This is a genomic window from Streptomyces sp. NPDC050315, assembly GCF_040655775.1.
Classification (GTDB): Bacteria; Actinomycetota; Actinomycetes; order Streptomycetales; family Streptomycetaceae; genus Streptomyces.
The window spans coordinates 71,817-84,764 of the sequence record NZ_JBFAKN010000009.1 but is presented as its reverse complement, the minus strand read 5'-3'; the positions used below and the strand labels follow the sequence as shown (position 1 = coordinate 84,764).

Here is a 12,948-nt window from a genome sequence, read left to right as displayed (position 1 = left end):
ACAACGCGAGCCCGTACGTCCCCCTGAACGGGTGGGGCGTACGGGCTTCGTCGTTCTCGTGTTCCCTTGAGCGACGTCTGGTTTTTCTGCTGCGCCGCTGGTCGTCCGCTCGGTAAGCTTCCCTCATACATCAGTCAACTCGCCTGCCCCGCGGGTGCGTTCGAGTTCATGGGGGAACTGATGACGCAAGCCGTTGTGCCGCCGCAGCCGGACGGCCCCGGCGGCGGGGACATTCCCGGCGCCGGTTCCGCTTCCGTGCCCGGCGGCCCCGTGGGCCTCGTGCCGCCCGCCTTCAGCGAGACGTGCCGGCTGCTCTGCTCCGGGGTCTACCTCGACGGCGCCTTCCGCGACCGGGTGATCAAGGAGCTGTACGACCACGACGAGCGCATCGTCGCTCCCTCGTACGGCTTCGACGCGGCCCGCGTGCTCGCCCACGCCCTGCGCGCCCGCCGCCTGGAGCTCGGCTGGGCGCTGCTGGTCCTGCTCCTGTGCATCGTGGCCGTCCCGCTGACGCAGGGCCTGCTCCTGATGCTCATCACCCCGGTCGTGTGGCTCGCCATCGCCAGACGCATCCGGGGGACCGGGCGGCTCAAGGGGCGGATCGGCATGGCCCGCCGCTTCGTGGCCCTGGTCATCCGCTGGTACAGCCGGATCAACCTCGTCCTGGCCGTCGTCTTCCTGGTGGCCCTCGGCCTGCAGAGCTCCTCGACGCTGGCGGGCGTGACGCAGGTGGGCAACTCGATGCGGGTGGGGGACCCGTCGGACATCGTCGGGCTCGGCCTGCTGACGGGCCAGGGGTACGGCGCGGCCTTCTCCCTCCTCCCGGTGCACGCGTGGATCACCCTCGCCATTCCCTTCCTCCTGGCCTGGATCGTCGGCCTGCAGCGTGGCCAGTTCGCCAGGGTGGTGGCGCACGAGCTGTCCCGGACCCGCTTCCGTGACTTCGCGGCCGACCCCGCCGAGCGGGCCGAAGGGGTGCGCTTCCGGCGGCTGCGCGACCGTATCCGTACGGAGCAGCACGGCCCGCTGGTGATGTACGGCGAAGCGGACCCCTTCTGCGGCGCGGGCACCCCCTTCAAGCCGTGGTCGCTCTCCGTGGAGCTGCGCCCGCGCCGGGACCGGAAGCCGGAGCCGGTGGACAACGCCGCGGTGCTGCGCCGGATCCACCCCCTCGTCGAGGACCTGCGCGTCCCGTCCCCGCAGGGCTCGCCCGAAGCGGCCGCGGCGGTGCGCGACCGGCTGCGCGCGCTGGAGCTCGACGAGTGCGTCTTCCTGCCGGTGGACGGGCTGCCGAGCCGGGACGCCGCGCCGTACGCCCCCGATGCGGTGCGGGAGCACATGGACCGCGCGATCGAGGAGGGCGGCGAGACGCGTCGGCACTTCCTGCGCATCCGGGTCGGCGGCTGGGGCGAGGGGCTGGTCGTGACGGTCTTCGTGCGGGTGCACACCCAGGGCAGGATGCTCGTCCTGGAGGTCGTCCCGCACGTCCTGTGGCCGCTGTGGCCGCAGTTCGTGAACGCCGACCGGATCGCGCACCGGCACCGGCACAACAGCCCGTTCGGCAAGGCGGTCTGGGCCCTGCTGCACACCCCCGCCGCGCTGACCGGCGCGGTCGTCACCCTGGGGCGCGGCATCGGCTCCGTGTGGGGACTGTCCACGGAGGGGAACAGCGGCGCGCTGCCCGACGGCCCCGCGTTCTCCGTCCGCGAGCTGGCCTCCGCGGACGATCCCTCGCTCTTCCAGGAGATGGACGCCGAGCGGTATCTGAAGAGCATCCAGGACCGGGTGGCGGGCGGGGTGCGGCTGGCGCTGTACGACGCCGGCTGGCAGACCGCCGCTTTCGAGCAGCAGATAGTGAACGTCGGCAGCGGCGGCGTCTTCATCGGCTCCGCCCAGGGTGCGGTCGGCGTCGGCAACAACAACACCATCACCAACAACACCACCCCCGAGTCGGGAGGCTCCAGTGCCAAGTGACGACCCGCGCCGGGACCTTCCCGGGCCCGCCCACAGCGGCGGCGTCCACATCGGTTCGGTGCACGGCGCCTTCGCCGTGGGCAATGACAACACCGTCACGAACTACGCGGCCCCGCAGCAGCCCGCCCGCGACCCGGCGCAGGAAGAGCTGCTGAACGCCGTACGGGAGCTCCGCGCCGACCTGCAGCGGCTGACGCCCGCACCGGAGACCGATGCCCTCGGTGCCGAACTGGCGGACGTACAGGACGAGATCGAGCGCACCGGCAGCGCGAGTCCGGGCCGCCTCCAGCGGCTGCGTACCGCGCTGGCGGACGCGGGGGCCGTGACGGGGCTGCTGGCGTCCGGTGCCGCGGTGGTCCAGTCCGTCACCGGTCTGCTGGGAGGCTGACAATGGCACGCAACGGGGGCGGCGCGCGCTGGAACGAGGACACCCAGAGCTGGGAACGGACCGAAGCGGCCCCGCCGCCGCACCCCGTCGCCCCGCCGCCGATGCCCACGGCCCCGCCGCCGGTACCTCCCACGGCTCCGCACCCGGACCTCACCACGGGCCCCGCCCCGGCCGGCCCCTCCGGTGCGGGGGCGTCCGGCCGGCGCTCCCGGCTGACGCAGCCCGTGATGATCGGTGCGACGGCGGTGGCGATCCTGGTGGCCGGGTGCGGTGTCGGCTGGCTCCTGTGGGGTCAGGGCGACGACGGCCGGGTGCGGGCCACCCCGACGGCGTCGGTCTCCGCGTCCGCCGGTGACACGGACCGGACCGCGGACCCGGACACGGCGGACCCCGGCGCCTCCGACGCGTCGGAGGCCGCGGGGACCGACGGCGCCGTCCCGGACGGCTACGAGCGGGTGCAGGACGACTACGGCTTCACCACTGTGGTGCCCGAGGGCTGGGAGCGGACCACGGCCCGCAGCAGCGCGTTCTACACCGCCCCCGACGGCCGCAGCCTGATCCAGATCTTCGAGATCACCGAGGACTACTACACGCCCTACGAAGCCCTGCAGAAGGCGTCCGACAACCTCGCCAGGGAGGACGGCTACGAAGAGCTGTCCCTGCAGGAGCAGGTCGAGGAGGACGACTCGGGCCTGGGCGGCGCCGAGCTGGTGTACGCGTACGACAGCGAGCGCCTCGACGGCGACCGCGCCCAGGTCATCGACCGCGCCTTCACCGCCCCGAACGGCAGAAAGTACGCCGTCCTCAGCTCCGGCCCGGCCACCGACTGGCCCACTCAGCGCACCAGAGAAAGCATCGCCCTGCGCTTCTTCGAACCCGCGCCATGAGCTGAGCCCCCGAAAAAGCGCCGCGAACTCGGACAATTCCACCAGGGAGCCGTGACTCCGGTCACCTTCCGTGAAGTTTTGCGCATGAGGATCACATAAGAGGGGAGGGGTCGATGTTGCTGGCGTGACCAGCGGGCAAAAACGGCAAGTGAAAGTGGAAGGCTGAGCGGACGTGTCGGCAATCGAGACCATTCACGTAGACGGGGTGTGGCGTGGCGCCGCATCCGACGCCACGCGGGAGGTCCTCGACCCCGCCGACGCGACGGTGCTGGCCACCGTGTCCGAGGGCGGCGTCGAGGATGTGGACGCGGCGGTCGCCGCGGCGGCCCGCGCCTTCGACGGCGGGCAGGGCGAGTGGCCCCGCACCCAGGCGGCCGAGCGCGCCGCGCTGCTGCGCCGGGTCGCGGAATTCCTGCAGCGGGACCGCGAGGAGATCGCGCTCATCGAGAGCCGCGACACCGGTAAGACGCTGGAGGAGGGGCGCGTCGACGTCGACGACGTGACCAATGCCTTCCGGTACTTCGCCGACCTCGTGATGAACGAGAGCGGCGGGCGGGTCGTCGACGCGGGCAACGAGGACGTGCACAGCGTTGTCGTGTACGAGCCGGTCGGCGTGTGCGCGATGATCACGCCCTGGAACTACCCGCTGCTGCAGGCCAGCTGGAAGATCGCCCCGGCGCTCGCGGCGGGCAACACCTTCGTGATCAAGCCCAGCGAGGTCACGCCGATGTCCACCGTGCATCTGGTGAAGCTGTGCGTGGAGGCCGGTCTGCCGACCGGCGTGGCGAACATCGTCACCGGCGCGGGCCTGCCCGTCGGCCAGCGCCTCGCCGAGCACCCGGACGTGGACCTGTTCTCCTTCACGGGCGGGCTGGTCAGCGGTACCAAGGCCGGTGCCGCGGCCGTGTCCGGCGCGAAGAAGGTCGCGCTGGAGCTGGGCGGCAAGAACCCGAACGTGGTGTTCGCCGACGCGTGTGCCACGGACGAGGAGTTCGACACCGCTGTCGACCAGGCGCTGAACGCCGCCTTCATCCACAGCGGGCAGGTCTGCTCCGCCGGTGCCCGCCTGATCGTCCAGGCCTCCGTCAAGGACCGGTTCGTCGCCGAGCTGGCCCGCCGCGCCGAGCGGATCAAGCTCGGCCGGGGTACGGAAGAGGGCGTCGAGTGCGGTCCCCTCGTATCCCAGCAGCAGCTGGACAAGGTCGAGGCGTACGTCGAGTCCGCGCTCAAGGAAGGCGCCCGGCTGCGCTGCGGCGGCTCCCGCCCCAAGCCGAGCGACGTCCGCCCCGAGGGCGGCTACTTCTACCAGCCGACCATCCTGGACCAGTGCCACCGCGACATGAAGGTCGTCCGCGAGGAGACCTTCGGGCCGATCCTGACGGTGGAGACCTTCACCACCGAGGACGAGGCCGTCGCGCTCGCCAACGACACCGAGTACGGCCTGGCCGGCGCGGTGTGGTCCGGCGACACCGCGCGCGCCCGCCGGGTCGCGGCCCGGCTGCGCCACGGCACGGTGTGGATCAACGACTACCACCCCTACCTCCCGCAGGCGGAGTGGGGCGGCATGGGCAAGTCCGGCATCGGCCGCGAGCTGGGCCCGGCCGGCCTGGACGAGTACCGCGAGAGCAAGCACATCTACGAGAACCTGCGCCCGGAGCCGGTGCGCTGGTTCGCGGGCTGACGAGACCGCGATGACCGGGCGGGGCAGCGGCACCCCGCACCCCGCCCGGTCACCCGCAGCCCGCCCCCTGAAGCGGGCCCGGCCACCCGTATCCGGCAGGCCCGGCCCGCACCCCTGAACTTCCCCGGCCGCAAGGACGCGGCCCAGCGGATCCGCAGCCCCGCAGAGCGCACCCGCTCGCAAGTACTGCGCACCGCATGCACTTTGGAAAACACAAGGAGCTACCCATGTCTCCCGCAGCAGCGAAGAAGATGTCAGCGGACTACGTCATCGTCGGTGGCGGCACCGCCGGTTCGGTGATCGCCTCCCGCCTCACCGAGGACCCGAACGTCACGGTCGCCGTCATCGAAGGCGGTCCGAGCGACATCGACCGCGAGGACGTGCTGACGCTGCGCAAGTGGCTCGGCCTGCTCGGCGGCGAGCTGGACTACGAGTACACGACCACCGAGCAGCCGCGCGGCAACTCGCACATCCTGCACAGCCGCGCCAAGGTCCTCGGCGGCTGCTCCTCGCACAACACCCTGATCTCCTTCAAGCCGCTGCCGTCCGACTGGGACGAGTGGGAAGAGGCGGGCGCCACCGGCTGGAACGCCAAGGCGATGGACCCGTACTTCGGCAAGCTGCGCAACAACATCGTGCGGGTGGCGAAGAAGGACCAGAACCAGATCGCCACGGACTGGATCGAGGCCGTCAAGGACGCCCTGGACGTCCCCGAGGTCGTCGGCTTCAACGACCAGCCCTTCGAGGAGGGTGTGGGCTTCTTCGACCTCTCCTACCACCCGGAGAACAACAAGCGGTCCTCGGCTTCCGTCGCCTACCTGCACCCGCACATGGAGGCCGGCGACCGGCCGAACCTGACGCTGCTGCTGGAGACCTGGGCGTACAAGCTGGAGCTGGACGGTACGACGGCGCGCGGCGTGCACGTCCGTACCAAGGACGGCGAGGAGATCTACCTGGAGGCCGGCCGCGAGGTGCTCGTCTGCGCCGGTGCGGTGGACACCCCGCGGCTGCTGATGCACTCCGGCATCGGTCCGAAGAAGGACCTGGAGGCGCTGGGCATCGAGTGCAAGCTCGACCTGCCGGGCGTCGGTGAGAACCTCATCGACCACCCCGAGTCGGTCATCGTCTGGGAGACCAACGGGCCGCTCCCCGGCAACTCCGCGATGGACTCGGACGCCGGTCTGTTCGTGAAGCGGGACCCGGACCACAAGGGCCCGGACCTGATGTTCCACTTCTACCAGATCCCCTTCACCGACAACCCCGAGCGGCTGGGCTACGAACGCCCCGAGCACGGCGTGTCGATGACCCCGAACATCCCCAAGTCCCGAGCTCGCGGCCGTCTTTACCTGACCTCCGCCGACCCCGAGGTCAAGCCCGCGCTGGACTTCAAGTACTTCGAGGACGAGGGCGACTACGACGGTCGGACCCTCGTCGACGGCATCAAGCTGGCGCGCAAGGTCGCGCAGTCCGAGCCGTTCGCCAAGTGGCTCAAGCGCGAGGTCTTCCCCGGCCCCGACGTCACCGACGACGCGGAGATCAGCGAGCTGGTCCGCAAGGCCGCGCACACCGTGTACCACCCCGCCGGCACCTGCAAGATGGGTGCCGCCGACGACCGACTCGCGGTCGTCGACCCGCAGTTGAAGATCCGCGGCCTGAACGGCATCCGTATCGCGGACGCGTCCGTCTTCCCGACGATGCCCGCCGTGAACCCGATGATCGGCGTGCTGATGGTGGGGGAGAAGTGCGCCGAAATTCTCACCGAGACCCCGACCCAGGGAGGTGATGCGTGATGGCCGGCACCGTCGTCGACGCATCCGCCAACGACAAGTCCACCGCCACGACCGCCGCTTCGGCGACCGAGCAGGACGCGGTCTTCGCCGTCCGCCACCTGTGGAAGGTCTTCGGCCCCAAGGCCGAGAAGATCCCCGAGGACACCTCGCTCGCCGAGCTGTCCGCGCAGGAGCTGCGCGAGAAGACCGGCTGCACCGCCGCCGTCCGTGACGTCTCCTTCGACGTCAAGAAGGGCGAGGTCTTCGTCGTCATGGGCCTCTCCGGCTCCGGCAAGTCCACCCTGGTCCGCTGCCTGACCCGGCTCATCGAGCCGACCAGCGGCGACCTGGAGATGGACGGCGAGGACGTACGCGGCATGGACCGGTCCGGGCTGCGCGAGCTGCGCCGGCACCGCGCCGCCATGGTCTTCCAGCACTTCGGTCTGCTGCCGCACCGCTCGGTGCTGGACAACGTCGCGTACGGGCTGGAGATCCAGGGCGTCGGCAAGGCCGAACGCCGCGCCCGCGCCATGGAGACGGTCGAGAAGGTCGGCCTCGCCGGCCTGGAGCAGCGCAAGCCCGGCCAGCTCTCCGGCGGCCAGCAGCAGCGCGTCGGCCTGGCCCGCGCGCTCACCGTCGACCCCGAGATCCTGCTCTTCGACGAGCCCTTCAGCGCGCTGGACCCGCTCATCCGGCGCGACATGCAGGAGGAGGTCATCCGCCTGCACAAGGAGGAGGGCCGCACGATGGTCTTCATCACCCACGACCTCGCCGAGGCTCTGCTGCTCGGCGACCGCATCGCCCTGATGCGGGACGGGAAGATCGTCCAGCTCGGCACCCCCGAGGAGATCGTCGGCTCGCCGGCCGACGAGTACGTACGGGACTTCGTCCGTGACGTGCCCCGCGAGCAGGTGCTGACCGTGCGCCGCGCCATGCGGCCCGCCGAGTCCGGCGAGGCCGACGAGGGCGCCGCGCTCGCCCCCGACACGCTGATCTCCGACGCCATCGAGGCCGTGGCCCGCTCCGGCGGTGCGGCGCGCGTCGTCGAGAACGGCCGCTGCCTGGGCATCGTGGACCACGCCTGCCTGCTCAACGTCGTCGCCCGGCTGGACGAAGGCGAGTCCGCCGAGGAAAAGGCGGCCGCCTGATGCATCCCCGTACCGTCCCCACCGTCCCCGTGGCGCTGAACCTCGGAGCCCGCCCCGCGGCCGCCCGGCCGCTGACCCTGCGAGGGCTGCGTGCCGCGGCCCGCCGGTACTGGCACGAAGCGCAGCGCGCCGCCGCGCTGAACGTGCCGACCGGTACCGCGAAGCGGGGGCGCGTGTGAGTGCCGCCACGACCAGCCCCACCACGACCGCACCGGGCACCTCCTCCCAGGGCCCGTCCCGTCTCCTCGCCTCCCTCCGCCACGGCGCCCTCGGCAAGCTGCTGATCCTCGCCGTCGCCGCGGCCGTCCTCGTCCCCCTCGCCCACGCCAAGTGGTCGAGCGGCGTCTGGCCGCACGCGCTGACCGTCGACCTCTCCGGTCCGTTCGGCGACGCCAGCACCTGGATCGTGGACAACCGCGACTCGCACTGGCTCTTCGTCTACTTCCTCGGCCACCTCAGCAACGCCGCGGTCATCTGCGTACGCGCCGTCTACCTCTGCCTCCTCGCGCTGGGCTGGACCGGGGTGACCGCGCTGGTCACCCTCGTCGCCTGGCGCGTCGCGGGCCTGCGCATCGCCGCCACTGCGCTGATCACCTTGCTGGTCAGCGGCGTGCTCGGGATGTGGGTGCCGACCATGCAGACCATCGCGCTGATGGTCGTCGCGGTGCTCGCCTCGATCATCGTGGGCGCGGTGCTCGGCCTCGCCGGCGGCCTCTCCGACCGGATGTTCCGCCTCCTGCGGCCGGTCCTGGACACCATGCAGGTGCTGCCGGCCTTCGCTTACCTGCTGCCGTTCGTCATGATCTTCGGCATCGGCGTCCCCGCGGCGCTGCTCGCCACCGTGATCTACGCGGCCCCGCCGATGGCCCGCCTCACGGCCCTCGGCCTGCGCGGCGCCGACGCCGGCGTCCTGGAGGCCGTCGCCTCGCTCGGCGCCACCGGCCGGCAGCGGCTGCTGACCGCCCGGCTGCCGCTCGCCCGCAAGGAACTGCTGCTCGGCATCAACCAGACGATCATGATGGCGCTGTCCATGGTCGTCATCGCCTCGATGATCGGCGCGGCCGGTCTCGGTGACCGCGTGTACCAGGCACTGGCCTCCGTCGACGTCGGCTCCGCGCTGGCCGCCTCCATCCCGATCGTGCTGCTGGCCATCGTCATGGACCGCACCACGGCCAAGGCCGGCGAGCGGCTCGGCGCCGATCAGGGCGGCGGCCCCGCCGCCTGGCTGCGCGGCCGGTTCGTCTGGCCCGCCGTGGCCGTGGTGACCGCGCTCGCGGTCGTCGCGGGCCGGCTCACCGGCTCGCTGGTGTGGCCGACCGCCTCGGTGGTCGACATCGCGCCGCCGGTCAACCACTTCAAGGAGTGGATGGTCGACCACATCTACTCCGGCATCCCCGTCGTCGGCGGCACCGCCGACTGGGCCGCGGGCTTCACCTCCTGGGTGCTCAACCCGCTCCGCGACGGCCTGACCGCGCTGCCCTGGTGGGGCGCGCTGCTGATCGTCGCCGCGCTGGCCTGGCTGATCGGTACGTGGCGCACCGCGCTGACCGCCACGGTCGCGCTCGCCGTCATCGGCGTGCTGGGCGTCTGGGTACCGTCCATGAACACCCTCTCGCAGGTGCTCGCCGCCCTGGTCGTCACGCTCGTCGTCGGCATCGGCGTGGGCGTGCTCGCGGCCGGCAGCGCTCGGATGGAGAAGATCCTCCGGCCGGTGCTGGACGTGTGCCAGACCATGCCGCAGTTCGTGTACCTGATCCCGGTGGTCGCGCTGTTCGGCGTGGGCCGCGCCCCGGCCGCCGCGGCGGCCGTCGTCTACGCGCTGCCCGCCGTCATCCGCATCACCACGCAGGGCCTGCGTCAGGTGAGCCCCGCGGCCATGGAGTCCGCGCAGTCGCTCGGCGCGACGCGCTGGCAGCAGCTGCGCCAGGTACAGCTTCCGCTGGCCCGCCCCGCGCTGCTGCTGGCGGTCAACCAGGGCGTCGTCCTGGTCCTCGCCGTCGTCATCATCGGCGGCCTGGTGGGCGGTGGCGCGCTCGGTTACGACGTCGTCGCCGGCCTGTCCACCGGTGACCTGGGCCTCGGCATGATCGCCGGTATCGCGATCGTCTGCCTCGGCCTGATGCTCGACCGGGTGACGCAGCCGACGGACCGCCGCGCGGGGAAGGGAGCCCGAGCATGATTCTCACGCGCAAGCGCACCACGGCGGTCGGCGCTGCCGCACTGACCGGAGCCGTACTGCTGGCCCTCAGCGGCTGCGGCAAGGCCGACATGACCAAGCAGACGTCGCCGTTCGCGGCGGCCGCCGGCACGAAGACGGTCACCCTCTCCACGCAGACGTGGGTGGGCGCGCAGTCCAACGTGGCGGTCGCCAAGTACCTGCTGGAGCACGAGCTGGGCTACCGGGTCGACACCGTCCAGGTGGACGAGACCCCGGCCTGGGACGCGCTCAGCCAGGGCCGGGTCGACGCGATCATGGAGGACTGGGGCCACCCCGCCCAGGAGAAGCTGTACGTCGACGAGAAGAAGACCATCGTCAACGGCGGCGACCTGGGCGTGGACGGCCACATCGGCTGGTGGGTCCCCAAGTACTGGGCGGACAAGCACCCGGACGTACTGAACTGGAAGAACCTCAACAAGTACGCCAAGCAGCTGCGGACCGCCGAGAGCGGCGACAAGGGCCAGCTGATGGACGGCTCGCCGTCCTACGTCACCAATGACAAGGCCCTGGTCAAGAATCTGAACCTCGATTTCGAGGTGGTCTTCGCCGGCTCCGAGGCGGCCCAGATCACGCAGATGCAGCAGTTCGCCAAGGAGAAGAAGCCCTTCCTGACGTACTGGTACGCGCCGCACTGGCTCTTCAACCAGCTGCCGCTGAAGGAAGTAAAGCTTCCGAAGTACACCGACGAGTGTGCGGCGAAGGGTGAGAAGGACCCGGAGTCCATCGACTGCGCCTATCCGACGACTCCGCTCCAGAAGTTCCTCAACGCCGACTTCGCCAAGGGCAACAGCTCGGCCGCGAAGTTCCTGAAGAACTTCAAGTGGACCACCGAGGACCAGAATTACGTCTCGGAACTCATCGCCTCGAAGCACATGTCCCCGGACGACGCCGCAGCCAGCTGGGCGAAGAAGAACCCGGATGTCTGGAAGAAGTGGCTCCCGAAGAAGTAACCCGCTGAAGCGGCGCGAGTAACGCGGCCGGGCACCCTTTTCAGGGGGTGCCCGGCCGCACCCATTCCCCGACCATCAGCGCGTATTCCACATCCCCGTGCTCGGCCCCCGGCAGCGGCTCGGCCCATTCCTCATGAAACGTACGGACATACCGCAGCCCGCATTTCTCCAGCACCCGCCGGGACCCGGTGTTCACGGCCATGGTGGTGGCCATGACGCGCTCGACGCCCCATTCCCCGAAACCCCTGTCGACGAGGGCCCGCGCGCCCTCGGTGGCGTACCCCTTTCCCCAGGCCGCGCGCCGCAGTCGGTATCCGAGCTCGACCTCCGCCGTGCGCTCCCGCTCCCCGTTCTCGTCCGTCGGCCGGAATTCGAACCAGCCCAGGAAGGCGCCCGTGGCCCGCTCCTCGGCGGCCCAGTATCCGAAATGGGCAGGGCGGGCGTACTGCGTGACGAGCAGCTCGGGCGTCGGGTGTCCGGCGTCCAGGAAACGCATGACTTGGGAATCTCTGTGCAGGTCACGCAGATTGTCCAGGTCCGCCCCGGTGAAAGCGCGCAAACGCAGCCGTTCCGTCTCCAGTAAGACGTGCATCACAGCCCCCTACTCGCGCGTCTACCCCTCCGTACCGGCATAGTAGGGGCCCGCCCCTGAATGGGGTCATGACAAAAACAGAGATGCAGAGTCACCAGGGGGAGCAGGACCCATGCCATCCATACGCCGAACCGCGGCTGCCGCCGTGGCGGTTGCCGCGCTGCTTGTCACCGTCACCGCCTGCGGGCCCGAGGACACCAAGGCCGTGGGCCAGGACGGGGCGACGGAGGCCGGCGGGAGCGGCGGGAAGTCGGACGGGCTCAAGCTCCCCAACGGCCTGCCCAAGGACCTCGATTCGCTGAAGAAGTGGGAGCAGGGCGGCTGGAAGGACTGGGACAAGGAGACCTGGGCCCGGAAGGCGTCCGAATTCGCCAACCCGGTCATCAAGGACCTCTGGAAGCCGTCCCGGATGGCGAAGGCCGCGGACGCTCCCGTGGTGACCACGCAGAGCGCCGGTTCCGGCGGCGCCGGTGCCACCGACCCCGAGCCGCGCCCGGTGACCGCGCAGCAGGTCGAGCGCCCGTACCACCAGCACATGGCGCCCATCGGGAAGATCTTCTTCGACAGCCCCGACGGCCCGATGGTCTGCTCCGGCACCGTCGTCTCCGACCCGGCCAACCCGGGGAAGTCCAACCTCGTATGGACCGCGGGCCACTGCGTGCACTCCGGCAAGAACGGCGGCTGGATGCGCAACATCGTCTTCGTGCCCTCGTACAACGACAACGGGCTGCCCGCGAACCAGGTTTCCGCCTCCTCGCAGCAGAACGTCACCCCGTACGGCACCTGGTGGGCGGACTGGTCGCAGACCTCCTCGCAGTGGATCGACGGCGGCGGCCACAGCGGCAACGCGGCATCCGCCTACGACTTCGCCGTGCTGCACGTGAAGCCGGAGAACGGCGGCGGCAAGTCCCTGGAGGAGACCGTCGGCGCGTCCCTGCCCGTCTGGTTCGGCGCCCCTTCGGGCAACGGCGTCACCGGCCTCGGCTCCACCAAGGCGATCGGCTACCCGGCGGCGCCCCCGTACGACGGCGCGAAGATGATGAACTGCCTCGACCGCCCGGTACGGCTGACGATGGCCCCCGGCACCCCCGCCATGCACTGGATCGGCTGCAGCATGACGGGCGGCACCTCCGGCGGCGGCTGGCTCGCCAACCACAACGGCGAACTCTCCCTCGTCTCCAACAGCTCCATCGGCTCGCTGGACCACACCTGGCTGGCCGGGCCGCACCTCGGCCCCGAGGCAAAGGGCGTCTTCGACGCGATCAGCAAGAAGTACGCGGGGCAGTGAGGCGGGCCGGGCGACGGTACGCATGAGAAGCGGCCGCCTCCGTACGTACGCTC

Annotated in this window: 11 protein-coding genes; 10 read left to right on the top strand and 1 reads right to left on the bottom strand. The window is 70.9% G+C overall.

Translation table 11 applies throughout. From position 1 onward, the window contains the following. Positions 1-180 precede the first annotated feature (180 nt). From AB0I82_RS29550 to AB0I82_RS29510, 9 genes are all read left to right on the top strand, one after another. Positions 181-1,974, top strand: a complete 1,794-nt coding sequence (locus AB0I82_RS29550) for a hypothetical protein (protein WP_363260454.1) — start codon at positions 181-183, stop codon at positions 1,972-1,974. Further along, a complete protein-coding gene (locus tag AB0I82_RS29545) occupies positions 1,964-2,362 on the top strand; it encodes a hypothetical protein (protein ID WP_363260453.1) in 399 nt (132 codons plus the stop codon). The genes AB0I82_RS29550 and AB0I82_RS29545 overlap by 11 nt, the downstream gene beginning before the upstream one ends. Before the next feature lie 2 nt (positions 2,363-2,364). Then, entirely contained in the window at positions 2,365-3,249 is an 885-nt protein-coding gene (locus AB0I82_RS29540) for a hypothetical protein (RefSeq protein ID WP_363260452.1), read from the top strand. A gap of 172 nt (positions 3,250-3,421) precedes the next feature. Further along, entirely contained in the window at positions 3,422-4,930 is a 1,509-nt protein-coding gene (locus AB0I82_RS29535) for an aldehyde dehydrogenase family protein (protein ID WP_363260451.1), read from the top strand. Between the two features lie 227 nt (positions 4,931-5,157). Continuing rightward, positions 5,158-6,720, top strand: a complete 1,563-nt coding sequence (locus AB0I82_RS29530; RefSeq protein WP_363260450.1) for a GMC oxidoreductase — start codon at positions 5,158-5,160, stop codon at positions 6,718-6,720. Further along, entirely contained in the window at positions 6,720-7,847 is a 1,128-nt protein-coding gene (locus tag AB0I82_RS29525; RefSeq protein WP_363260449.1) for a glycine betaine/L-proline ABC transporter ATP-binding protein, read from the top strand. Before AB0I82_RS29530 ends, AB0I82_RS29525 begins: the two co-directional genes overlap by 1 nt. Continuing rightward, complete coding sequence (locus AB0I82_RS29520) at positions 7,847-8,026, top strand: hypothetical protein (protein WP_363260448.1); 180 nt, start codon at positions 7,847-7,849, stop codon at positions 8,024-8,026. The genes AB0I82_RS29525 and AB0I82_RS29520 overlap by 1 nt, the downstream gene beginning before the upstream one ends. Further along, positions 8,023-10,026 carry an ABC transporter permease subunit gene (locus tag AB0I82_RS29515; RefSeq protein WP_363260447.1) on the top strand — a complete coding sequence of 668 codons (2,004 nt, stop codon included), beginning with the start codon at positions 8,023-8,025 and terminating at the stop codon, positions 10,024-10,026. Before AB0I82_RS29520 ends, AB0I82_RS29515 begins: the two co-directional genes overlap by 4 nt. Continuing rightward, positions 10,023-11,015, top strand: a complete 993-nt coding sequence (locus tag AB0I82_RS29510) for an ABC transporter substrate-binding protein (protein WP_363260446.1) — start codon at positions 10,023-10,025, stop codon at positions 11,013-11,015. The genes AB0I82_RS29515 and AB0I82_RS29510 overlap by 4 nt, the downstream gene beginning before the upstream one ends. 40 nt (positions 11,016-11,055) lie before the next feature. Here AB0I82_RS29510 and AB0I82_RS29505 read toward each other — a convergent pair whose 3' ends face one another. Then, positions 11,056-11,607 carry a GNAT family N-acetyltransferase gene (locus tag AB0I82_RS29505; protein WP_363260445.1) on the bottom strand — a complete coding sequence of 184 codons (552 nt, stop codon included), beginning with the start codon at positions 11,605-11,607 and terminating at the stop codon, positions 11,056-11,058. A gap of 112 nt (positions 11,608-11,719) precedes the next feature. Here AB0I82_RS29505 and AB0I82_RS29500 point away from each other — a divergent pair, with 112 nt between their 5' ends. Continuing rightward, positions 11,720-12,895, top strand: coding sequence for a hypothetical protein (locus tag AB0I82_RS29500; protein ID WP_363260444.1), 1,176 nt, complete (start codon positions 11,720-11,722; stop codon positions 12,893-12,895). Positions 12,896-12,948 lie beyond the last annotated feature (53 nt).